This is a genomic window from Burkholderia sp. L-4 (assembly GCF_056856535.1).
In genome coordinates this window covers 2,359,545-2,380,939 of the sequence record NZ_JBXEOX010000001.1, presented here as the reverse complement: position 1 = coordinate 2,380,939, position 21,395 = coordinate 2,359,545, and the positions used below count along the sequence as shown (strand labels likewise).

21 protein-coding genes are annotated in these 21,395 nt (G+C 64.6%); 11 read left to right on the top strand and 10 right to left on the bottom strand.

Annotated elements, in window-relative coordinates:
* Positions 1 to 45: 45 nt before the first annotated feature.
* Complete coding sequence (locus AC1VVG_RS11050; protein WP_034188914.1) at positions 46 to 1,266, bottom strand: cupin domain-containing protein; 1,221 nt, start codon at positions 1,264 to 1,266, stop codon at positions 46 to 48.
* 32 nt (positions 1,267 to 1,298) lie between these two features.
* Here AC1VVG_RS11050 and AC1VVG_RS11045 point away from each other — a divergent pair, with 32 nt between their 5' ends.
* On the top strand, positions 1,299 to 1,844 hold the full coding sequence (locus AC1VVG_RS11045; protein WP_034188913.1) for an FKBP-type peptidyl-prolyl cis-trans isomerase: 546 nt from the start codon (positions 1,299 to 1,301) through the stop codon (positions 1,842 to 1,844).
* Here AC1VVG_RS11045 and AC1VVG_RS11040 read toward each other — a convergent pair.
* Both AC1VVG_RS11040 and mutS read right to left on the bottom strand, forming a co-directional pair.
* Positions 1,824 to 3,095, bottom strand: coding sequence for a hypothetical protein (locus tag AC1VVG_RS11040; protein ID WP_482835622.1), 1,272 nt, complete (start codon positions 3,093 to 3,095; stop codon positions 1,824 to 1,826). The two genes, AC1VVG_RS11045 and AC1VVG_RS11040, sit on opposite strands and share 21 nt — an antisense overlap.
* Positions 3,076 to 5,733, bottom strand: a complete 2,658-nt coding sequence (gene mutS, locus AC1VVG_RS11035) for a DNA mismatch repair protein MutS (protein ID WP_069706658.1) — start codon at positions 5,731 to 5,733, stop codon at positions 3,076 to 3,078. Before mutS ends, AC1VVG_RS11040 begins: the two co-directional genes overlap by 20 nt.
* Positions 5,734 to 5,900: 167 nt before the next feature.
* On the opposite strand from mutS, the gene AC1VVG_RS11030 reads away from it, so the two are divergent.
* The 5 genes from AC1VVG_RS11030 (at position 5,901) to AC1VVG_RS11010 (ending at position 9,341) form a co-directional block, all read left to right on the top strand.
* Entirely contained in the window at positions 5,901 to 6,134 is a 234-nt protein-coding gene (locus AC1VVG_RS11030; RefSeq protein ID WP_049030215.1) for a hypothetical protein, read from the top strand.
* A 196-nt stretch (positions 6,135 to 6,330) separates the two neighbouring features.
* On the top strand, positions 6,331 to 6,633 hold the full coding sequence (locus tag AC1VVG_RS11025; RefSeq protein WP_473376855.1) for a hypothetical protein: 303 nt from the start codon (positions 6,331 to 6,333) through the stop codon (positions 6,631 to 6,633).
* A gap of 950 nt (positions 6,634 to 7,583) precedes the next feature.
* Positions 7,584 to 7,817: a hypothetical protein gene (locus AC1VVG_RS11020; RefSeq protein WP_069706659.1), complete on the top strand. Its 234-nt coding sequence runs from the start codon at positions 7,584 to 7,586 to the stop codon at positions 7,815 to 7,817.
* Positions 7,818 to 7,929: 112 nt separating this feature from the next.
* Positions 7,930 to 8,376 carry a hypothetical protein gene (locus AC1VVG_RS11015; RefSeq protein ID WP_124863497.1) on the top strand — a complete coding sequence of 149 codons (447 nt, stop codon included), beginning with the start codon at positions 7,930 to 7,932 and terminating at the stop codon, positions 8,374 to 8,376.
* Between the two features lie 299 nt (positions 8,377 to 8,675).
* Positions 8,676 to 9,341 (top strand): nucleotidyltransferase family protein, encoded by a 666-nt coding sequence (locus AC1VVG_RS11010; protein WP_319001520.1) that lies wholly within the window; start codon positions 8,676 to 8,678, stop codon positions 9,339 to 9,341.
* 64 nt (positions 9,342 to 9,405) lie between these two features.
* On the opposite strand, the gene AC1VVG_RS11005 is transcribed toward AC1VVG_RS11010, so the two are convergent.
* On the bottom strand, positions 9,406 to 9,942 hold the full coding sequence (locus AC1VVG_RS11005; protein WP_482835621.1) for a 2'-5' RNA ligase family protein: 537 nt from the start codon (positions 9,940 to 9,942) through the stop codon (positions 9,406 to 9,408).
* Positions 9,943 to 10,307: 365 nt separating this feature from the next.
* Between AC1VVG_RS11005 and AC1VVG_RS11000 the strand changes: the two genes are divergently transcribed.
* Positions 10,308 to 11,003, top strand: a complete 696-nt coding sequence (locus tag AC1VVG_RS11000; RefSeq protein ID WP_034188910.1) for a methyltransferase family protein — start codon at positions 10,308 to 10,310, stop codon at positions 11,001 to 11,003.
* A gap of 116 nt (positions 11,004 to 11,119) precedes the next feature.
* Here the strand turns inward: AC1VVG_RS11000 and AC1VVG_RS10995 are convergent, their stop codons facing one another.
* Positions 11,120 to 12,742, bottom strand: a complete 1,623-nt coding sequence (locus tag AC1VVG_RS10995; protein ID WP_482835620.1) for an NAD(P)/FAD-dependent oxidoreductase — start codon at positions 12,740 to 12,742, stop codon at positions 11,120 to 11,122.
* A 306-nt stretch (positions 12,743 to 13,048) separates the two neighbouring features.
* The gene (locus AC1VVG_RS10990; protein WP_034188908.1) at positions 13,049 to 13,852 is read right to left on the bottom strand and encodes an inositol monophosphatase family protein; all 804 of its coding nucleotides are present in this window, start codon (positions 13,850 to 13,852) and stop codon (positions 13,049 to 13,051) included.
* Positions 13,853 to 14,132: 280 nt separating this feature from the next.
* Between AC1VVG_RS10990 and AC1VVG_RS10985 the strand changes: the two genes are divergently transcribed.
* Complete coding sequence (locus AC1VVG_RS10985) at positions 14,133 to 14,957, top strand: RNA methyltransferase (protein ID WP_482835619.1); 825 nt, start codon at positions 14,133 to 14,135, stop codon at positions 14,955 to 14,957.
* A gap of 296 nt (positions 14,958 to 15,253) precedes the next feature.
* Positions 15,254 to 16,027 (top strand): serine O-acetyltransferase, encoded by a 774-nt coding sequence (gene cysE / locus AC1VVG_RS10980; RefSeq protein ID WP_034188906.1) that lies wholly within the window; start codon positions 15,254 to 15,256, stop codon positions 16,025 to 16,027.
* Positions 16,028 to 16,079: 52 nt separating this feature from the next.
* On the opposite strand, the gene AC1VVG_RS10975 is transcribed toward cysE, so the two are convergent.
* The 4 genes from AC1VVG_RS10975 to AC1VVG_RS10960 all read right to left on the bottom strand — a co-directional run bounded on the left by AC1VVG_RS10975 (position 16,080) and on the right by AC1VVG_RS10960 (position 18,822).
* Complete coding sequence (locus AC1VVG_RS10975; RefSeq protein ID WP_034188905.1) at positions 16,080 to 16,880, bottom strand: UDP-2,3-diacylglucosamine diphosphatase; 801 nt, start codon at positions 16,878 to 16,880, stop codon at positions 16,080 to 16,082.
* 23 nt (positions 16,881 to 16,903) lie between these two features.
* On the bottom strand, positions 16,904 to 17,395 hold the full coding sequence (locus AC1VVG_RS10970) for a peptidylprolyl isomerase (RefSeq protein WP_006478428.1): 492 nt from the start codon (positions 17,393 to 17,395) through the stop codon (positions 16,904 to 16,906).
* Positions 17,396 to 17,483: 88 nt separating this feature from the next.
* Positions 17,484 to 18,059: a peptidylprolyl isomerase gene (locus AC1VVG_RS10965; RefSeq protein ID WP_034188904.1), complete on the bottom strand. Its 576-nt coding sequence runs from the start codon at positions 18,057 to 18,059 to the stop codon at positions 17,484 to 17,486.
* 40 nt (positions 18,060 to 18,099) lie between these two features.
* Positions 18,100 to 18,822 (bottom strand): tetratricopeptide repeat protein, encoded by a 723-nt coding sequence (locus AC1VVG_RS10960; protein WP_034188903.1) that lies wholly within the window; start codon positions 18,820 to 18,822, stop codon positions 18,100 to 18,102.
* A 233-nt stretch (positions 18,823 to 19,055) separates the two neighbouring features.
* Here AC1VVG_RS10960 and cysS point away from each other — a divergent pair, with 233 nt between their 5' ends.
* Positions 19,056 to 20,453 (top strand): cysteine--tRNA ligase, encoded by a 1,398-nt coding sequence (gene cysS, locus AC1VVG_RS10955; protein ID WP_034188902.1) that lies wholly within the window; start codon positions 19,056 to 19,058, stop codon positions 20,451 to 20,453.
* Between the two features lie 43 nt (positions 20,454 to 20,496).
* A complete protein-coding gene (locus AC1VVG_RS10950; protein WP_034188901.1) occupies positions 20,497 to 21,324 on the top strand; it encodes a DNA-3-methyladenine glycosylase family protein in 828 nt (275 codons plus the stop codon).
* The last annotated feature ends 71 nt before the right edge of the window (positions 21,325 to 21,395 follow it).

Genomic DNA, 21,395 nt, shown 5'->3' with positions numbered 1-21,395 from the left:
TCCCATACAGAATTTGATCTGTACGGGCATACGGGGCGACTCACACTAATTCCGGCTTCCGACCCGTATCCAGCCCGCACAATACCACTCGTGCAACAAGGCTGTCATCGAGGGAACCCGGGATAGTGTTACAAACCGTTTCGCCTCCATCTGGCGTTGATTGGCCAGTTCGGGCAGCCATTCATCGGCCTGCTCGAGCGGTCCTTCCTCGCCATTAATGAAGTACGAGCGCGCGTTATACATCAATGCGGCCCTTCTGTCGAGACACACGCCACGCCGTGACGCTTGCGTGACGAACGCGGACTCGGACAACGGGCGCGCCGGCGGGTCGAAGACGACGTTCGGCTTGGGCTCGCTCAGGTAGCAACCGAGGAATTCGGCGACGTCGCGCTTGCGCCAGCGGATCGCGTCGACGATCTCGGCGACACGCTCGACCATCGCCGGAGGCAATTGCGCGGGCGTGTCGACGGCCGGTTGCTTCGGGTCGCGGTAGAGGTCGCCGCCGCCCCCGTCGCGCAGGCCGCCGCGCTCCGCGAGATAGTACAGGAACTGGGCGCCCAGTTCGCCGGCGGACGGGGCCCGGAAGCCGATCGAGCAGGTCATGCACTCGCCTTCGGCGACGCCGTCGTGCGCGATGTGCGGCGGCAGGTAGAGCATGTCGCCGGGCTCCAGCACCCATTCGTCGCTCGGCTCGAAGTTTTCGAGGATCTTCAGCGGCACGTCCGGTTGCAGCGACAGATCCTTCTGCGCGCCGACGCGCCAGCGGCGCCGGCCTTCGACCTGCAGCAGGAAAACGTCGTATGAATCGAAATGCGGGCCGACGCCGCCGCCGTCCGTCGCATACGAGATCATCAGGTCGTCCAGCCGCGCGTCGGGGATGAAGCGGAAGCGGTCGAGCAGCGCGCGCGCCGCATCGACGTGCAGGTCGAGCCCCTGCACGAGCAGGGTCCATGCCTTGCGCGTGACGGCCGGCAGCGAGCCCGGTTCGAACGGGCCGTGCGACAGTTGCCACTTGTTACGAAAATGGGTGATGAGTCGCGATTCCGCGTCATAGTCGGCGGCGAGCTCGAACAGCGCGTCGCGCGAGACCGGTGAAGCGACGCCGGGGATCGCCTGGCGGATCAGCAGCGGCTTCTTCTGCCAGTAGCCGCGCATGAATTGCGCCGGCGTAAGACCGCCGAGCAGCGGTGTGGGAAGATCGGAAGGCGGCGCGCCGAGCGGGGCGGCAGCGGCATCCCGCGGTTCGGCTTGAGACCGGTTGCGCATCGTATAATGACAGTTGTATTTGGGAGAATTGGATGAAAATCGCAAAAAACACCGTCGTGTCGGTCACTTACAAGCTGTCGGATGCACAGGGCAATCTGATCGAGGAAAGCGACGAGCCGATGGTCTATCTGCACGGCGGCTATGATGGCACGTTCCCCAAGATCGAGGAACAGCTCGACGGCCACGAGCCGGGTTACGAGGCGCAGGTGCAGCTCGAGCCGCAGGACGCGTTCGGCGACTACGATCCGGAACTCGTGAAGGTCGAGCCGCGCGATCGTTTTCCCGAGCCGCTCGAAGTGGGCATGCAGTTCGAAGGCACGCCGGAAGACGGCGACGAGGAAGTCGACTCGCTGATCTATACGGTCACCGACATCGCCGAAGACAAGGTCGTGCTCGACGGCAATCACCCGCTGGCCGGCATGGCGCTGCGTTTCGCGCTGACCGTGAAGGACGTTCGCGAAGCCACCGAAGACGAAATCGAACATGAGCACGCGCATGGCGCCGAAGGGCTCGAGATCGTCGACGAGGACGAAGACGAAGACGGCGAAGCGCCGTCGTCAGGGCGTACCCTGCACTGAGCTTGCAGGCAGGCCGGGCGCCGGCCCCGATGCAGGGGGCGGCGCCGGCCACGACGCGCCGCCCGGAGCGGCGCCGTCACCCTGCAGCGGCGGCGCGACCGACGACGAGTCGGGCAGTGCCGGCAGCGCGGGGATTTCCGGCATCTGCGGCAGCGGCACGTCGTCATGCGGCACGAGCGGCAGCGTGGGCGGCACCGGCAGGTTCTTCGGCACCTCCTGCAGGCTGACGTTGAAGATCGTCTGCCGCGATGGCGACACGCTTACCTTGACCCACTGATTCGCCGGATGGCGTGGTCCGATCGCGACGCGCGTCACGTTTCCTATCAGCTCCCCGTCGTTGGCACGCAGCGGCCGGTCGATCAGGAAACCGTTCGCCAGCGGTTCGCCGCTCGCGTGCATCACCAGTATCGGGCCGCGGAACGTCGCCGCTGCCTTCACCAGCGTACGTTTCAGTTCACGGAAGCCGTCGCGTACGCGCGGCCGGTTGAAACGCAGCCACGCAAAGCGTTCCGCGCGTTCGTAGCGTTCGAACTGCGGATCGCCTTCAAAAATCACCACCATCGCGCGCGCTTCGCGCCGCTTCGCGTATTCGGCCGCGTGGTCGATCCAGAAACCGTTCGCGATGATGCGATCCTCGAATTCGCCGTTGCGGCCGCCGGCCGTCAGGTAATGGTTGTTCGGTGCCGGTGCGTTGAGCGCGACGTAGACGATGTCGTCGCGCATCCAGCGGGCATTCTCGCGATATGGCCGGAACCGTGCGACTTCGCTCTCCCGCGTGATCTGCAGCGCGCCGGGGTCGGGCAATGCCGCATCGGCGAGCAGCGTCTGCCGCAGGAAGTCGAGCCGCTCGACCGGATCGTAACCGCCGCCGGCTGCCGTATTGCACGTCAACCAGTCGTCGTGGCCGGGAATGAACACGAGCGGCACGCGTGCCGAATCCAGGATCGCGCCGCGCTGTGAATACAGCGCGTCGCGGCACGCTTCCTTCGAACCCTTGAGATCGCCCGCATAGACGACGAAAGCGAGGTTGCGCTCGCGCGCGATCGCATCGAGCAGCCGCTGGGCGGACGGTTCGTCCGCCGGGCCGTTGATGACGCCCGACACGACCGCGAACGAGTAGGGCGCGGCGGTGCGCTTCGGCGGTGCAGCCTGCGCGCCGGCCTGCACGAGCACGAGTACCGCCGCGACGAGCGCGGCGGCCGCGCGAGCCGGCAGGCCCGGCGAGACGCGTTCAAGCGTGGCCGTCGGCATCGTGCGACCGGACCAGCGTGCGCAGTTCGTACAGCAGGTCGAGCGCCTCGCGCGGCTTGAGATCGTCGGGATCGATGTCGCGCAGCTTGTCGAGCGCCGGATGCGTCGTGTCCGGCAACGCCGGCGCATCCGCGCATTCGAGATCGTCGACGACCGCCTGCGGCGCGCTGAACAGGTCGAGTTGCGGCGTGTGCTGCGATGCCGACTGCTGTTCGAGATACGCGAGGTGCTTGCGTGCGGCGCGGATCACCGGGGCCGGGACGCCGGCGAGCTGCGCGACCTGCAGGCCGTAGCTCTGGTTCGCCGGGCCTTCGTTGACCGCGTGCAGGAACACGATGCCGTGGCCGTGTTCGACGGCCGACAGGTGGACGTTGGCCGCTTGCGGGAATTCGGCCGGCAACTGGGTCAGCTCGAAGTAGTGTGTCGCGAACAGCGTGTAGCACGCGTTGTGCGCGAGCAGATGGCGGGCGATCGCCCACGCGAGTGCGAGGCCGTCGAACGTCGACGTGCCGCGCCCGATCTCGTCCATCAGCACGAGGCTTTGCGGTGTCGCATCGTTGAGGATGGCCGCGGCTTCGGTCATCTCGACCATGAACGTCGAACGGCCGCCCGCGAGATCGTCGGCTGCGCCGATGCGCGTGAAGATCCGGTCGATCGGGCCGAAGCACGCCGACTTCGCCGGCACGTAGCTGCCGACGTAAGCCATCAGCGCGATCAGCGCGGTCTGCCGCATGAACGTCGATTTACCGCCCATGTTCGGGCCGGTGATCAGCAGCAGCTTGCGCTCGGGCCCGAACCGGCAGTCGTTCGCGATGAACTGCTCGACCTGCGCTTCGACGACCGGGTGGCGCCCCTGTTCGATGTCGATGCCGATCTCGTCGGTGAAGGTGGGCGCGACCCAGTCGAGTGCGCGTGCACGTTCGGCGAAGGCGGCGAGCAGGTCGAGCTCGGCGAGTGCCGACGCGACGCGCTGGCATTCGGGGATGAACGGCAGCAGTGCCTGCAGCACCGAGTCGTACAGCGCGCGCTCGCGCGCGAGCGCGCGTTCCTGCGCGGACAACGCCTTGTCCTCGAAGGTTTTCAGTTCGGGCGTGATGTAGCGCTCGGCGTTCTTCAGCGTCTGGCGGCGGCGGTAATCGTCGGGCACCTTGTCCGTCTGGCCGCGCGTGACCTCGATGTAGAAGCCGTGCACCTTGTTGTATTCGACGCGCAGGTTCGCGATGCCGGTGCGCGCGCGTTCGCGCGCTTCGAGGTCGATCAGGAACTGCCCGCAGTTCTCCGAGATGTCGCGCAGTTCGTCGAGTTCCGCGTCATAGCCGCGCGCGATCACGCCGCCGTCGCGCACCATCGCGGCAGGCTCGGGCGCAATCGCGCTGGTGAGCAGGTCGAGGCATTCCGCGGGCGGTGCGAGCGCCGCGTCGACGCGCGTGAGCGCATCGGCATTCGCGACGATCGCGCTGATGCGCTCGCGCAGTGCCGGCAGCGCGGCGAACGTATCGCGCAGGCTCGACAGGTCGCGCGGGCGCGCGGACAGCAGCGCGAGACGCCCGGTGATCCGTTCGACGTCGGCGATCTGGCGCAGCGCGCCGCGCAGCGCGTCGAGGCTCGCGTTCGCCGGCGCATCGAGCAGCGCGCCGATTGCCTGCTGGCGCGATTGCGCGGCGACCGACGCGCGGGGCGGGTGATGCAGCCAGTGACGCAGCAGGCGGCTGCCCATCGTCGTGCAGCAGGTGTCGAGCAGCGAATACAGCGTCGGCGATTCGGTGCCGCGCAGCGTCTCGGTCAGTTCGAGGTTGCGGCGCGTGGCCGGATCGAGTCCGATGTATTCGGTTTCGTTCTCGACCTTCAGGCTGCGCACGTGCCGCAACTGCTGGCCTTGCGTGGCTGCCGCATAGAGCAGCAGCGCGCCGGCTGCGCCGCACGCGCTCGTCAGCGAATGCGCGCCGAATCCGTCGAGGCTCGCGACGTCGAGCTGGTCGCACAGGCGCTGCGTGCCCGATGCGATGTCGAAGTGCCAGGCCGGCACGCGCTTGCTCGCGCCGGCACTTGCGGGCACGGCGTCGGTCGCACCGTCCGGCGTCAGGATTTCGGCCGGCCGGATGCGCTCGAGCGCGGCTGCGAGCTGATCGGGTTCGATTTCGGCGAGCCGCAGCGCGCCGCTGGCGAGGTTCAGCCAGGCGAGGCCGACATTGACCGCGACGCCGCGCTTGTTGTGGCCCGTGCACATCGCGAGCAGGTACACGTCGTTCTTGTCGGACAGCAGCGCGGCATCGGTCAGCGTGCCGGGCGTGACGACACGCACAACCTTGCGCTCGACCGGCCCCTTCGATGTGGCAGGGTCGCCGATCTGCTCGCAGATCGCGACCGATTCGCCCATCTTCACGAGCTTCGCCAGATACTGTTCGACCGCGTGATGCGGCACGCCGGCCATCTTGATCGGCGTGCCGGCCGACGCGCCGCGCTGCGTGAGGGTCAGGTCGAGCAGGCGTGCGGCCTTTTCCGCGTCCTCGAAGAACAGCTCGTAGAAGTCGCCCATCCGGTAGAAGACGAGTGTGTCGGGATGATCGGCCTTGATGCGCAGGTACTGCTGCATCATCGGAGTATGGCCGGCGAAGGCTTCGGGCGACAGCGTGGTCATAGGTCAGGCGGGAAGTTGTTGCTTGGGTTGCCCGAGTTTACCAGTCGCGTCCACGTGCACGCGCGAAGTTCGCCGTTTGGCCAGGTGCGGGGGAAAGCAAGCGGCTGCGAGCGGCAAGTTCAACGGTCTATCATGGGGCGATATCTGCAGATCGTGACGGGACACATATGACGCACGCCTTGTATGAATTGCTTAGTGACCTCGACGATCGCCGCCTCTTTTATACATTGGGCCGGCATCGCCCAGACACCATCCTGATCTCGATAACTGTGCCAGGTGAGCGTATCGAGATCGACGTGTTCGACGATGGGCACCTGGAGATGTCCCGCTTTTCCGGGGATGAGAGTGTAATTGATGACCATCAAGTGATTTTGAGGGCTATCGAGGAGGCGTCCAAGTGACAGGGGGCGCCGTTTGGTCAGTTGCTCGGGATCGATGCGACGAATGTTTCCGCCCCAGCTTCTGGGCTTCGAGTGGCGGGAATGACCCTCCACGTAGTGCTAACCCCAACACGCCGTTTGTAGTCGACAGGTCTAGATTATGACTATACGGGCGCTGCCTCGGGCGCCGGTCCAGTGCGTGGTCGTGAGGCTCGTCGTGACTGTAAAGATCAAAGAAATGTCGAGGCGTGCCAAACCGATACTACATGTCACTGGCATGCTCGCCGTTATCAACTTCTTCGCTTTCTGGTGCGCCGCTGTCTACTTGGGCGGTGACGCCCTGAACGGTTATGTGCGCGATCTGCACTACTTTGTTTGCGCACATGGCTCATGCCATGAGGTCACCCACTCGATCTGGAAGTACAGCTATTGGCATGCGACATCTGCTTTAGCAGGTATCGCACTGATATTCATCGAGATCGCGATTCTTATAAATTCCGAAGGCATCGTTATTGACTGATGCGTAGCGGTCTACCGGCCGAACCCCAAAAGAGTTGGCGTGGGTCGTAGCGTAGCTTTGTGTAGAGCCTTGTCAGATGAGTCGCAGGTACTGCTGCATCATTGGAGTGACGGGTGCAGGTGCTGCGGTGGGTTGGGTGCTCATGTGACCGGGAAAAGTTGCTTTGCCTGCCCGAGTTTATCAGCGGACCGGACGCGCCTGCGCGAAGTTCACCGTTTGGCCAGTTGCGGGCGTTGAGAATTGGCAGCGAGCGGGGCGTGGACTTCGCGCTGCGCGTCACAACCTGCAACGTAGTATTTACCCATGCACGTCCGTTGCGGGGGACAGTCTAGACTGTGACTGCATGGCTTCGGTGATTGCTCGGAAAACATCAGGAGGCGATGGGTGCGGTTCTACCGCTTGTAGACTGCTGCAAGCGGTCATCCGTAGCCTCACTAGAGCGGGGGGCGGCAATGCGACTGCGTACAAGGGCGACGCTTTTCTACTTGGCAGCCATAGCGATACCACTTGGCGTTGCCGCACCTCTTGCTATTTTTCTCCCAGCATCAACCAAAGCATTGGCGGCGATCGTTGCGCTTGTAATTGCAATGTTTTTTTCTGTGGCTCAGCTTGCTGTTCTAGTCTGCCCGCATTGTCAATCACTTGCCATTCGTACGCCACGTGGTATCTGGACTCCCTGGGTTGGTTCAAAGTGCCGCTATTGCCATAAGACATACTAGACGCGTCGATGCTGCCCGAGTTTATCAGCGGCCCGCACGCGATCGATTGAAGTTCGCCACCCGGCCAGTTGTCGGCGATGGCGAGCGGTAGCTACCCGAGTTTACCAGTGGGCCGGACGGGATCGGTCGAAGTTCGCCATCCGGCCAGGTGCTAGGGAAGGCGGGTGGCTGCTATCGGCAAGTTCAACGGTCTATCATGGGGCGATATCTGCTGCCTGTGACGGGGGACATATGTCGCACGCCTTGTACGAATTGCTTAGAGACCTCGACAAACGCCGCCTCTTTTATGCATTGGGCCGGCATCGCCCAGACACCATTCCGATTTCCATAACTGTGCCAGGCGAGCGTATCGAGATCGACGTGTTCGACGATGGACATATGGAAATGTCCCGCTTTTCCGGAGATGAGAGTGTAATTGACGACCAGCAAATAATTTTGAAGGCTATCGAGGAAGCGTCCGAGTGAAAGGGGGGCGACAACGCGCAACGCGACCACTTCCCGTTGGTCGACTCTGCTAGATCGCCTAGATTATGACTGTTTGGGTTCGTCGATCGCCAGGGACGCATCAGGGGGCGGTGTGCTTCTTGAAATTATCAATCACGGTTCAGTGAGGCTACAAATGAGACCAGAGTCACGCGCAAATGCTTACGCGATCATGGGCCTGGGATCTACCTTGCTGGGTAGCTATGCATTGGAGCGCGCTATTGCGTACTTTGGCATCACTGGTGATTCAGTAGGAGGAATAGCGTTTGGGGGCGCGGGTATTTGTTTATTCGTTGTCGCGGTTGCCCACTTCTACATGGCAATTGGATACAGATTTGGTCGCCTTGAAGCAGTCGAAGGAAGCCCGGAAAGTGCGACCCTGAAAGCAGAGGTGGGTGTTGTTGCTAAGGCGGTTAAAATTCGTTTCTTGCGAAGGCCGGATGCTAGAAATTCGATTTCAGAACAAGGCACTCGCTACATCTTCTTCATCGGTAATGGCCGGCCGTGGGTTTGTCCAGAATCTAGATTCTTGATGGACTGAGCTAATGGCTTCTCAAAACAGCAGGCGTAAGTCTTGGCGTAGGTCTTTTCGCCGACCCGCGTCAGATAAGGCGCAGGTACTGCTGCATCATCGGAGTATGGCCGGCGAAGGCTTCGGGCGACAGCGTGGTCATAGGTCAGGCGGGAAGTTGTTGCTTGGGTTGCCCGAGTTTACCAGTCGAGTCCGCGTGCACGCGCGAAGTTCGCCGTTTGGCCAGGTGCGGGCGAGGGAGCGTGGCAGATCACGTGTCCGAATAGTTGGACGATGACGCTCGGATGGGACGACAATCGTCCGGAAGGGTGGGCAAGTTGATTGCCGATTTCCGCTATTGGATCTTGCGCTGTTTGGCCGGCAGTCAACGCGTCGTCAATGGAGAAAAAGCGCCCATGTCAGCAGTCGACTTGGAAGCACGTCTCACGAGTATCGTGCGCCAATCGGAATGGTTCTGGGCGGCACTCGTCGCCACGCGTAGCCTGAAGCTCACCTCATGGTGTATTGGGGCAGGAGCGGTACGCAACCTGGTGTGGGATGAACTGCACGCGTTTCGGACGCCGTCTGCGCTATCGGACATCGATGTTGCTTACTTTGACTCGACCGATTTCTCCGCCGCACGGGACGCGCGCTTCAAGCTTCGTTTGACCGACATGCTTCCCGGTGTGCGCTGGGAGGTAACCAATCAGGCCGCCGTTCACCTCTGGTTCGAGCGAACCTTTGGCCATCCAGTTTCACCACTGGGTTCGCTGGAGGAGTCAGTCGCGTCGTGGCCCGAATTTGCGACCTCGGTCGGGGTCGTGCTTCGTGATGACGACTCGGTCGACGTTATTGCGCCTCATGGGCTGGACGATCTTTTTTCAATGGTCATTCGGCGCAACCCACGGCGAGTGAGTGTCGAGACATATCGAAAGCGTGTAGCGGAAAAGCAATACCGAAAGCGCTGGCCTCGAGTTGTCATCGTACCTTGCTGATTATCCGAGGCGTACCGGTGTCACTGGCGCATTCAATAGTGTTGCGGGCGTGGTGGGGCTGGGCCTATCGGCTCCGCACGTTGATTGCGGGAAGTTCGAATACATGCATCTGTTTCCAGCGCCCTGAGGTGTTTTCAAGCAAAGACACGGAACTACACCGCGTTCGAATCGGCGCAAGCATGCGCAGACGTTCTTCCAGCGCGATGGCTGCGGAATTTGCGGTTGCGGCGTCACCGTGCGCGACAGTCAGATGCGGAATCGTTCCATCGTATACGTCGCCGTACGGACGATATCCGGGAAAGCGTTCGACTAAGGCAGTTGTCAGTGCGACGAACGGCTCGGCAGGGTCGGGGGTGAGATAGGTGGTGGTCGGAAACCGACCAATCTGCGTCAACGAAAAATCGAACGATGGCACAAAGCTCAACGCGCTTTCGGATTGTCGTATTACGGTCGACGTAATTTCGTCGGGTGACATGAAAGGGAACAGAAGCGTGATATGTGGCGGGACGCCCAGGCTTGCAGAAGCATCGAAGCGCCGCCGCAGGTCGGCGACTGCAGGTTCGGCTGCGGAAACTTCGACGACAAACGCTGTCGTGACCATACTGCGATCCTCTTTTGGCGGCCGCCGCATTGCGGCAATACGGTAGGAATGCGGTGGCGTAGCTTGCAGCGTAACCTTCCGATCAGAGCCTTAACAGTGCGGATAATCAGGCCCCCATTTCATCGAAGATACCAGCCGCCCGTTACCGGAGACTGCAGGCGATTTCGTCCGCCGAAGAGTGCCGCAAACTGTGAAACGTTTGGCACGCCACCTGCTCCAGTGACTCGGCCGTTTTAATCGCCTGTTCTCTCGGGACTTACACCAATCAACCTCTCTAAACTGAAACTTAGACAAGTTTCAATGAGGGGCGCGTGCTAGTCTGAAACGGCAATATATAAAAACGCAATGAGTTACGGGGCACAACCATGAAGCAGGCCATACAGGACGCGGGGGGCGCGTGCGCGCAGAATACCCTGGTGCCGCACGTTACGGCGGTCGCGGATGAGTCGGAGCGGATCAATTGGATCGAGCTTTGCGCTCGCGTGGCGTCGGTCACCGTGCTGGGCGTATTTGCCTATCTGATCTATATACCGTGGCGATCGGACCCGAGCCGGATCACGCTGATCCTGCTGCTGGTTTCCGCGGTACTGACCGTCGGCATGTCGGCTTTTGCGAAACTGCCGAAACAGCGCGACTGGCATCCCGTCGCGGTGTGCTTTTCTCTGGGCGGCTCGTTCTACTGCCTGACCTATCAGCTGACCGCCAGTACCCAACTGATTCCGGAGTGGGCGGGGGGCACCTGGCAAATTATCGGGATCGCGTGGCAGCTGTTCGCCAAACTGTCGCTCGGGCGCTCGTTCGGCTTGCTGCCGGCGAATCGCGGGGTCGTCTCGACCGGCGCGTACCGGTTCATGCGGCACCCGATCTACACCGGTTATCTGTTGTCCGAAATCGGCTTCCTGCTGGCTAACTTCAGCACCCGAAACCTGGTCACGATCGGCGTCTGGATGCTGTTGCAGATCGGCCGAATCAGCATGGAAGAACGGGTGCTGTCGGAAGACGCCGATTATCGCGCGTACAAGGCGACAGTCCGGTACCGGCTGATTCCGGGCGTGTTTTGACGGGAATGCGGAAAGCGCGCAATGGCGAGCTTCGACGAAGCGCACCGGTGCGGCGGACATGAAAAAGTCGGCGCGCGAAGGTCACGGACCTTCGCGCACCGACCCCTTCCGGCCTGTCAGGACGTGTGCCCCGACGTCATGCTGAGTGCGACCGCCTGCGCGACTTCGATGCCGTCGATGGCGGCCGAATAGATGCCGCCCGCATATCCGGCGCCTTCGCCGGCCGGATACAGGCCTTCGACGTTCATGCTCTGGTAGTCGTCCTTGCGTCGAATCCGGATCGGTGAAGACGTGCGTGTCTCCACGCCGGTCAGCACGGCGTCGTGCATCGCGAAGCCGGCGATCTTCTTGTCGATCTCGGGCAGGGCTTCACGGATGGCTTCGATCACGTAGTCCGGCAGCGCGGTGCTGAGGTCGGTCGGATTCACGCCGGGCTTGTACGACGGCTCCACGGAACCCAGCGAGGTCGACGGCCGGCCCGCGATGAAATCGCCGACCAGCTGGCCCGGCGCGCGGTAGTCGCCGCCGCCGAGTTCGAACGCGCGTTCCTCCCATTTGCGCTGGAACGCGATGCCCGCCAGCGGGCCGCCGGGATAGTCGTCCGGCGTGATGCCGACGACGATGCCGGCGTTCGCATTGCGCTCGGCGCGCGAATACTGGCTCATCCCGTTGGTGACGACACGGCCCGGCTCGGAGGTCGCCGCGACCACCGTGCCACCCGGGCACATGCAGAAGCTGTAGACGGCCCGGCCGTTACTGCAGTGATGGACCACCTTGTAGTCGGCCGCGCCGAGCTGCTTGTGGCCCGCAAACTTGCCGAAGCGGCTGCGGTCGATCAGCCCCTGCGGATGTTCGATCCGGAAACCCAGCGAGAACGGCTTCGCCTCGATATGGACGCCGCGATCGTGCAGCATCTGGAACGTGTCGCGCGCGCTGTGGCCGACGGCCAGCACGACATGGTCGCACCGGAGCGTTTCGCCGTTCGACAGCTTGAGCGAGCGCACCTTGCCCTGGTCGATCTCGATGTCGTCGACCCGCGTTTCGAAACGCACTTCGCCACCGAGTTCGTGGATGGACGCGCGCATCTTTTCCACCATGCTGACGAGGCGGAACGTGCCAATGTGCGGCCGGCTCAGGTACAGGATGTCTTCCGGCGCGCCGGCCTTGACGAACTCGTCCAGCACCTTGCGGCCATAGTGGTGGGGATCCTTGATCTGGCTGTACAGCTTGCCGTCGGAAAAGGTCCCGGCGCCGCCTTCGCCGAACTGCACGTTGGATTCGGGGTTGAGCACGCTCTTGCGCCACAGGCCGAAGGTGTCCTTGGTGCGCTCGCGCACGGCCTTGCCGCGTTCGAGGATGATGGGGCGGAAGCCCATCTGCGCGAGGATCAGGCCTGCGAACAGGCCGCACGGCCCCATGCCGATGACGACCGGGCGCAGGAAATCGGCGCGCTCGGGCGCCTTCGCGACGAAGTGGTAGGCCATGTCGGGCGTCACGCCGCAATGCGGCTTGCCGGTGATGCGCTCGAGCGCGGCCGCTTCGTCCTTGACCTCGAGATCGACGATGTACGTGAGCTTGATGTCCGAACGCTTGCGCGCATCGTGCGCGCGACGGAACACGGTGTAACGGAGGAGCGCGTCCGCCGCCACGCCGAGCTCGGCGAGGCGCGCGCGAATCGCGGCCTCGAGCGCGCTTTCGGGGTGGTCGAGGGGGAGTTTGATTTCGCTTAGCCGTAACATGGGGACTCGGATGCGATTGCCACGGCGCCGTGGCGATGTTGATACAGGTGGGGCCGGCATGCCGATGACGGCGTTGTTCGCCGCGCGCGCCTGCCGGGCGCAAACCATTCGTTGTCATTACGGGCAAGCGGTGCGAGCGGCAGCGCGCCGGCCCGTCCGGACAACTCGGGCAACTTCAGGATAGGCGCACGAAGCGCGCCTTGCGCACGGAAGATTACCGCGCCTCCCGGGTGACCGGGGGGCGGACGGCACGCGATCCTGGCGATGCCCGCGAGCAGCCGCGCCATGCGGGCGCGGCCCGGGCGTTTACTCCGCTGCCGGATGCAAGCGGCTGTAGCGGTTGAGGATCGGGATCATCTGCGCGTAGATCTTCGGGTTCGCCGCGACGATCTCATGACGATGCAGGAAATCGGCGTCGCCCGTGTAGTTGCCGACGAGGCCGCCGGCCTCGGTGATCAGCAGGCTGCCCGCCGCCATGTCCCACACGTTGATGCCCTGCTCGAAGAACGCGTCGAGGCGGCCGGCCGCGACGTTCGCGAGATCGAGTGCCGCCGCGCCCGGGCGGCGCAGGCCCGTGCAGGCCTGCGTCATTTCGGTGAAGAGGCGTGCGTATGCGTCGAGGCCGTCCTTCTCGCGGAACGGGAAGCCGGTGCCGACCAGGGCGTCCGCCAGGCGGTCGCGGCGGCCGACGCGGATGCGGCGATCGTTCAGGTACGCGCCGCGGCCGCGCGTGGCCGTGAACAGGTCGTTCTTGTTCGGATCGTAGACGACGGCCTGCGTGACGACGCCCTTGTGCTCGAGCGCGATCGACACGCAGTAGTACGGAAAGCCGTGGATGAAGTTGGTCGTGCCGTCGAGCGGATCGATGATCCACTTGAATTCGGATTCGTTGTCGGATTCGCCCGATTCTTCCGCGAGGATCGCGTGATCGGGGTAGGCGGTCTTCAGCGTCTCGATGATCGCCTCTTCGGCGGCCTTGTCCACTTCGGTGACGAAGTCGTTCTGCTGCTTCTTGCGGATCTCGATCAGGTCGAGATCGAGGGACGCGCGGTTGATGATCTGTCCGGCGCGGCGCGCAGCCTTGACAGCGATGTTGAGCATGGGATGCATGGGCCTGGATCCTGTAGCCGGCGGCACGGGCCGCCACGAAGTGGAACAACCGCCCGGAACGGCGCAAGCATGCCGGGCGAGGTGAGACGCGAATTGACAAAGAACGGGGTACGACCCGCGCCGCACGGTGTGCGACGCGTAAAGGCATGATTTTACCCGATTTTTGACGGTTTCAGGCGACCGGGATACGGGGAAACCCCCACTGTCCGTCCGGACGAGTGGGTTTGCCGCGGCGATGGCGATACCATACTGCCATTCTGATGAACCGAGTCGTATCGTAGTGGAAACCCCGCAGAACACCGCCGCGCCGGCCGAGCCGGGCGCGGCCTCGTCTCCGCCGCCGTCCGGCGGCTTCACGTCCACCCGCTTCGTGCTCGTCGAGCCGAGCCATCCCGGCAATGTCGGGGCGGCCGCCCGTGCGCTGAAGACGATGGGCTTCTCGCGTCTCGTGCTGGTCGCGCCGCGCGTGCCGCACGTGCAGAGCGACCCCGAGGCGATCGCGATGGCCAGCGGCGCGGACGACGTCCTCACGTCCGCGCATGTCGTGCCGACGCTCGGCGACGCGCTGTCGGGCGTCCACTGGTCGATCGCGCTGACCGCGCGCACGCGCGAATACGGGCCGCCGCGCCTTGCGCCGCGCGCGGCCGCCACGCAGGCGTGTGCGCAGGTCGGCACGGGCGACATCGCGCTCGTGTTCGGCAACGAGCGCACGGGCCTGGCCAATGAGCATGTCGAGCAGTGCAGCGCGCTCGCGCATATTCCGGCGAACCCGGCCTACAGCTCGCTGAACCTCGCGCAGGCCGTGCAGGTGCTCGCGTACGAGCTGCGCGTCGCGTTTCTCGAGCAGGCGAGCGAGCCGTCGGCGCAACCGTCGGCCGAAACCGGCACGCTCGCGCAGAGCGACGAGATCGAGCGGATGTACGTCCACCTCGAGCACGCGCTGATCGCGCTCGATTTCCTCGATCCGCGCAATCCGAAGAAGCTGATGCCGCGGTTGCGGCGCCTGTTCGCGCGCACGGGCCTCGAGCGCGAGGAGGTCAACATCCTGCGCGGCGTCGCGAAGCACATCCTGCTGAAGTCGGGCAAGCCCGACGGCGACGCGTAAGCGGCCGGCGCACCGGTTGCCGGTCGTTCGGTCGCCGCCCGGGTGTCGCGTCGGGCCGTGCGTCGGTCGACCGGCGGCGCCGGGCCCGGTCCATTCCATCCGGCCGATCCTCCCCGCAAGCCTGTTGCAGCAAGCCTGTCGTTCGAATACCCGCGCCGGCGGCGGGGTGAACGCGCGACCGTGTGCGGCCATGCGCGACTGGCCCTACAATCGCCGGACGTCATAAGCAAATTACCCGGTGCGATAACGGCCGGGCATTGCCGGCGATGCCCGCCGGCCTTTTCCCAGACCACATCATGTTCACGAGACTGCGCGAAGACGTTGCCACGATTCGCGAGCGGGATCCCGCCGCTCGCAGTGCATGGGAAGTGCTGACCTGTTACCCGGGGCTGCATGCGCTCGTGCTGCATCGTTTCGCGCACGCCTGCTGGCGCGCGAAGCGCTACTGGCTCGCGCGTTTCGCGTCGCAGGCCGGGCGGTTCCTGACGGGGATCGAGATCCACCCCGGCGCGACGATCGGCCGGCGGGTGTTCATCGACCACGGCATGGGTGTCGTGATCGGTGAAACGGCGATCATCGGCGACGACTGCACGATCTATCAGGGCGTGACGCTGGGCGGCACGTCGCTCACGCGCGGCGCGAAGCGCCACCCCACACTCGAAGCCGGCGTGATCGTCGGCGCGGGCGCGAAGGTGCTCGGCGGTTTCACGGTCGGGGCGGGGGCGAAGATCGGCTCGAACGCGGTCGTCGTGAAGCCGGTGCCGGCAGGCGGCACGGCGGTCGGCAATCCGGCGCGCATCGTGATGCCGGCGCAGCCGAAGCCGCAGCCCGAGCGTGCGGCATTCTGCGCCTACGGGATCACGCCGAACGCCGACGATCCGATGTCGCTCGCGATCCACGGCCTGATCGATCACGCGGCGAAGGAAAGCCGTCGTGTCGACGAGATCGTCGCGGCGCTCGAGCAGCTCGGCACGCATCTGGAAACGCTGCAGGGCGCCGATGCGGCGCGCCTCGATCTGCGCCGGCTGTCGGCGGTGCTGGAAGGCAAGACGGTCGAGCGCCAGATGTAATCCACGCGGCGGGCGCCGACGGCGGCCGGTCAATGCAACGGCAGCGGCGGCGTCACTCGAGCGGCATGGCGTGGATGCCTTCCGCATCGACGCGCAGGTAGCCGCCACGCGGCGTGCCGTGATCGAGATCCCAGTCGGGCAGCACCCAGCGGATGCCGCCGGGTTCCAGATGGCGCGCGGGGCGGTGCGTGTGGCCGTGAATGATCACGCTCGCGCGGCTCTTGCGGAACAGGGCGGCCACGCCTTCGCGCGTGACGTCGTAGATGGCCGAGGCAGGGCGCATCCGGCCCGCTTCGCTGTTCGAGCGCATGCGTTGCGCGAGCGCGCGGCGCCAGCGGAACGGCCACGCTAGAAACAGCCATTGCGCGACGCGGTTGCGCGCGAAGCGGCGGAACACCTGGTAGCCGCGGTCGGCCGTGCATTGCGCGTCGCCGTGCGCGAGCACGATACGCTGGCCGAACGCCATGATCAGCGACGGGTCGGGCAGCAGCATCGCGCCGGCTGCCTTCATGAAGCGCCGGCCGAGCAGGAAATCGCGATTGCCGTGCATCACGTAGAGCGCGATCCCGCGCTCGGAGAACGTGTGCATCAGCGCGGCCATGCGGGCGGCGAACGGGTCGTCGTCGAGGAGGTCGTCGCCGATCCAGTATTCGAATAGATCGCCGAGGATGAACACCGAGTCGGCGCTGTCGGCGGTGTACTTCACGAAATGCTCGAACGCGGCGACCGTCTTCGGAATCGCTTCGCTCAGATGCAGATCGGACAGAAACAGGAACGGGCGTGCGGCTTGCGCGTACTGGCGTTCGCCAGGCACGCCCGCGGAGACGCTTCGCGGCGGACTCTCCTGCAACATCGAAGTGTCTCCGTAACCGTGCGTCAGACCACGACGGCCTTTTCGATCACGACGTCGTCGGTCGGCACGTCCTGGTGGAAACCAGCGTTGCCCGTCTTGACGCCCTTGATCTTGTCGACCACGTCCTGGCCTTCGACGACCTTGCCGAACACCGCGTAGCCCCAGCCCTGCGGCGTCGGCGACGAGTGGTTCAGGAAGTCGTTGTCGTTCACGTTGATGAAGAACTGGGCGGTCGCCGAGTGCGGATCGTTCGTGCGCGCCATCGCGACCGTGTAGTTGTCGTTCTTCAGGCCGTTGTTCGCCTCGTTGTCGATCGGCGCGTCGGTCGGCTTCTGCTTCAGGCCCGGCTCGAAGCCGCCGCCCTGGATCATGAAGCCGTTGATCACGCGATGGAACACGGTGCCGTCGTAGTGACCCTTCTTCACGTAGTTCAGGAAGTTCTCGACCGTCTTCGGTGCCTTCGCGGCGTCGAGTTCGAGCTTGATCACGCCGTGGTTCGTATGCAGTTCAACCATGATGAATTCCTTCGGTGAGGCGGTTTAAATGGCACGCGGCCGGTCGTGCGACGCGGCCGCGTGAGTCGCCGGACGTGCCGGCAGGTTCTTACTTCGAGACGATGCTGGCCGATTCGATCACGACCGGTTGCGCCGGCACGTCCTGCATCGGGCCGCGCGAGGTCGTCGCCACGCCTTCGATCTTCTTCACGACGTCGAGACCCGACACGACCTTGCCGAACACCGCATAGCCGTTGCCGTCCGGGTTCGGGTAGTCGAGGCCGCTGTTGTCGACCGTGTTGATGAAGAACTGCGCGGTGGCCGAATTCGGATCGCTCGTGCGGGCCATCGCGATCGTGCCCGTCAGGTTCTTCAGACCATTGCGGCTCTCCAGCGGGATCGGCGCGCGGGTCGGCTTCTCCTCGAAGTTGGTCTTGTAGCCGCCGCCCTGGATCATGAAGCCCTTGATCACGCGATGGAAGATCGTGCCGTTGTACTGGCCGGCCTTCACGTAATCGAGGAAGTTGGCGACCGACTTCGGCGCCTTCTCCGGGTAGAGCTCGACACGGATGTCGCCCTGCGAGGTCTTCAGCTGCACGACGGGGTGCGCGGTGGCCGATTGCGCGAACGCGGGTGCGGTCGCGAGAAGGGCGGCGCCGCCAAGCGCCAGCAACAGACGTTTCATTGCGATCCTCAGGTTGGGAGGGGAAAGAAGGCCGCGCCGCTTATTGCGACGGCGCGACGTACGGCGCCGCCAGCGCGCCCGACGGACCGTTGAACTGGAACGTCGGCGACATCGGCAGCGTGGTGGTGCTCACGTTCGCGGCGGCGCGGTCGGTGTAGTCGCGCGTGGCCGGCGTCACCGCGCGCGCATTCGGCGCGGCTTTCGGCGGCGACACGATCTTCTGGAGATCGGCGAGGCGTTGCGCGGTCGCGCCGCTCGTGCGGCCGAGCGACTGCGCGCGCTTGTACGACTCGGCCGCGAGGCGCAGGTAGAGATCGCCGAGGTTCTCGTATGCGAGCGAATAGCTCGGGTTCGATTGCGTCGCGGTGACGAGCGCGGTGCGCGCTTCGTCGTAGCGGCCATGCTTCGCGTAAAGCGCCGCGAGATTGTTGTACGGCTCGGGCAGTTCCGGGTACGCCTGCGTGATCGCGACGAACTGCTGGATCGCGTCGTCGTCGCGGTTCAGGCGGGCCAGCACGGTGCCGCGCTTGAACTGCGCCTGAACGTCGTGCGGGTTCGACGCGATGCGCGCGTCGAGTTGCGCGAGCGCCTGCTTCCACTGCTTGCCGGCGATGGACGAGTCGATTTCGGGGGTGCCGTCGGCGACGGCCGGGGCTTTCTGCGCATGCGCCGCGGGGGCCGCGAAAAGCGTCAGCACGACGCCCATGACGGTGGTCGCAACGAGGGTCGCAGCGCTCGGCGCGCGGCCGCGATGAGGTTTCATAGGCGTAAATCGGAATGTTATACTCCGAGCCATTCTAACAAAACGTCTGCGCGTTCCGGCGAGCCGCAGACAGTCTTTCTTAGCCTCTCGTGGCCGTCACCGCTGTGCTTGCAGCCTGACCGCCCCATGTGATACGAGGACGCTCGGCCCGGTGCCGCAGCAGATGGTCCGTCCGTGTCGCATGCTGGGCGAGCTTCGCCAGGGCGGTTTCCTTCGGCTCACGGTTCATCTCTATGGAATCACTGCGCATCTACAACACGCTCGCGCGTGACAAGCAAGTCTTCGTGCCGCGCCAGTCCGGCGAAGTGCGGATGTACGTATGCGGGATCACCGTCTACGACTATTGTCACGTGGGCCACGCGCGCATGCTGGTCGTGTTCGACCTCGTCCAGCGCTGGCTGCGTGCGATCGGCTATCGGGTCACGTACGTGCGCAACATCACCGACATCGAGGACAAGATCATCCGCCGCGCGGTCGAGAACGGCGAGACGATCAAGTCGCTGACCGACCGGTTCATCAACGCGATGCACGAGGACGAAGCCGCGCTCGGTATCCAGCGGCCCGACCTCGAGCCGCGCGCGACGCAGTTCATCCCGCAGATGCTCGGCATGATCGAGACGCTCGAGGCGAACGGCTACGCGTACCAGGCGACCGACGGCGACGTCAATTACTCGGTGCGCAAGTTCGCGAACTACGGGAAGCTGTCGGGCAAGTCGCTCGACGACCTTCGCGCGGGCGAGCGCGTCGCGGCGAACGACGCGAAGCAGGATCCGCTCGACTTCGTGCTGTGGAAACGCGCGAAGGAGGACGAGCCGGAAGGCGCGTCGTGGGCGTCGAAGTACGGGATGGGCCGCCCGGGCTGGCACATCGAGTGCTCGGCGATGGGCTGCTCGCTGCTCGGCAATCACTTCGACATCCACGGCGGCGGGCAGGATCTGCAATTCCCGCACCACGAGAACGAGATCGCGCAGAGCGAAGGCGCGACCGGCGAGACGTTCGTCAACTACTGGATGCACAACGGCTTCGTGCAGGTCGACAACGAGAAGATGTCGAAATCGCTCGGCAACTTCTTCACGATCCGCGAGGTGCTCGAGCGCTACGACGCGGAAGTCATGCGCTTCTTCATCGTGCGCACGCACTACCGGTCGCCGCTCAACTACAGCGACGTGCATCTCGACGACGCGCGCGCATCGCTCACGCGCCTGTATACGGCGTTGAAGGACGTCGAGGCCGACACGCTCGCGCTCGACTGGAACGAGCCGCATGCGCAGCGTTTCGCGGCCGCGATGAACGACGACTTCAACACGCCGGTCGCGGTGGCGACGCTGTTCGAGCTCGCCGGCGAAGTGAATCGCACGCGCGACGCGTCGCTCGCGCGGCAGCTGAAACAGCTGGCGGGCCTGCTCGGCCTGCTGGGCCGCGAACCGCGCGCATTCCTGCAGCAGGCGTCCGGCGCCGCGCAGGCGGGCGCGCTCGCAGCCGACGAGATCGAAGCGAAGATCGCCGCGCGCGTCGCGGCGAAGCAAGCGAAGGACTATGCCGAAGCGGACCGGATCCGGGCGCAGCTGCTCGAAGCCGGCATCGCACTTGAAGACAAACCGGGCGGATCGACCGAATGGCGTCGCGTATGAGCGCGGCGCGTTCCACTGACCGATCCGTCAGGTAGGAGGCAAGATGGCAACGGCTAGAAAAGCGCCGGTCAGGCGCGCGACCGCGGTCGCCGCACGTCCGGCAGCCAGGCGCGTGCCGGCGGCGAAGGCGGACGCGACGCGCGCCGTGCCGAACGGTGCGCTGAACGGTCACGCGCAGCCGGCGGCTGCGCAGCCGGCCGCCGACGCGGCCCGCAAGACGCGTGCGCCCGAAGCGGGCGGCGAGGAGGTCGTCGTGCGTCCTGCTTACTGGGACAAGGCGTGCGCCGATCTCGTCAAGCGCGACCGCATCCTGAAGAAACTGATTCCGAAGTTCGGTCCCGCGCATCTCGTGAAGCGCGGCGACCCGTTCGTCACGCTCGCACGCTCGGTCGTCGGCCAGCAGATTTCGGTGCCGTCCGCGCAGTCGCTGTGGGCGCGCATCGAGGACGCGTGTCCGAAGCTCGCGCCGCAGCCGGTAATACGGCTCGGTGCGGACAAGCTGATCGCATGCGGGCTGTCGAAACGCAAGACGGAATACATCCTGGATCTGGCGCAGCATTTCGTCTCGGGCGCGTTGCACGTCGACAAATGGACGTCGATGGACGACGAGGACGTGATCGCGGAACTCACGCAGATCCGCGGCATCAGCCGCTGGACGGCCGAGATGTTCCTGATCTTCAACCTGTCGCGGCCGGACGTGCTGCCGCTCGACGACCCGGGCCTGATCCGCGCGATCAGCGTCAATTACTTCAGCGGGGAACCCGTCACACGCAGCGAGGCGCGTGAAGTCGCCGCCAACTGGGAGCCGTGGCGCACCGTCGCGACCTGGTACATGTGGCGCAGCCTCGATGCGCCCGACGCCGACGCCTGAGCGTCGACTATCGGGTTTTGAATGTCAATAGTTGAGAGCCGGTTTTGAGCGTCGCCCGCGCGGGTAGAATA

What these genes read in the sequence shown, in the direction of transcription:
- AC1VVG_RS11050 (WP_034188914.1), bottom strand. Translation starts at nt 1,266, where the DNA reads ATGCGCAACCGGTCTCAAGCCGAACCGCGGGATGCCGCTGCCGCCCCG.
- AC1VVG_RS11045 (WP_034188913.1), top strand. Translation starts at nt 1,299, where the DNA reads ATGAAAATCGCAAAAAACACCGTCGTGTCGGTCACTTACAAGCTGTCG.
- AC1VVG_RS11040 (WP_482835622.1), bottom strand. Translation starts at nt 3,095, where the DNA reads ATGCCGACGGCCACGCTTGAACGCGTCTCGCCGGGCCTGCCGGCTCGC.
- mutS (WP_069706658.1), bottom strand. Translation starts at nt 5,733, where the DNA reads ATGACCACGCTGTCGCCCGAAGCCTTCGCCGGCCATACTCCGATGATG.
- AC1VVG_RS11030 (WP_049030215.1), top strand. Translation starts at nt 5,901, where the DNA reads ATGACGCACGCCTTGTATGAATTGCTTAGTGACCTCGACGATCGCCGC.
- AC1VVG_RS11020 (WP_069706659.1), top strand. Translation starts at nt 7,584, where the DNA reads ATGTCGCACGCCTTGTACGAATTGCTTAGAGACCTCGACAAACGCCGC.
- AC1VVG_RS11005 (WP_482835621.1), bottom strand. Translation starts at nt 9,942, where the DNA reads ATGGTCACGACAGCGTTTGTCGTCGAAGTTTCCGCAGCCGAACCTGCA.
- AC1VVG_RS11000 (WP_034188910.1), top strand. Translation starts at nt 10,308, where the DNA reads ATGAAGCAGGCCATACAGGACGCGGGGGGCGCGTGCGCGCAGAATACC.
- AC1VVG_RS10995 (WP_482835620.1), bottom strand. Translation starts at nt 12,742, where the DNA reads ATGTTACGGCTAAGCGAAATCAAACTCCCCCTCGACCACCCCGAAAGC.
- AC1VVG_RS10990 (WP_034188908.1), bottom strand. Translation starts at nt 13,852, where the DNA reads ATGCATCCCATGCTCAACATCGCTGTCAAGGCTGCGCGCCGCGCCGGA.
- cysE (WP_034188906.1), top strand. Translation starts at nt 15,254, where the DNA reads ATGTTCACGAGACTGCGCGAAGACGTTGCCACGATTCGCGAGCGGGAT.
- AC1VVG_RS10975 (WP_034188905.1), bottom strand. Translation starts at nt 16,880, where the DNA reads ATGTTGCAGGAGAGTCCGCCGCGAAGCGTCTCCGCGGGCGTGCCTGGC.
- AC1VVG_RS10970 (WP_006478428.1), bottom strand. Translation starts at nt 17,395, where the DNA reads ATGGTTGAACTGCATACGAACCACGGCGTGATCAAGCTCGAACTCGAC.
- AC1VVG_RS10965 (WP_034188904.1), bottom strand. Translation starts at nt 18,059, where the DNA reads ATGAAACGTCTGTTGCTGGCGCTTGGCGGCGCCGCCCTTCTCGCGACC.
- AC1VVG_RS10960 (WP_034188903.1), bottom strand. Translation starts at nt 18,822, where the DNA reads ATGAAACCTCATCGCGGCCGCGCGCCGAGCGCTGCGACCCTCGTTGCG.
- cysS (WP_034188902.1), top strand. Translation starts at nt 19,056, where the DNA reads ATGGAATCACTGCGCATCTACAACACGCTCGCGCGTGACAAGCAAGTC.
- AC1VVG_RS10950 (WP_034188901.1), top strand. Translation starts at nt 20,497, where the DNA reads ATGGCAACGGCTAGAAAAGCGCCGGTCAGGCGCGCGACCGCGGTCGCC.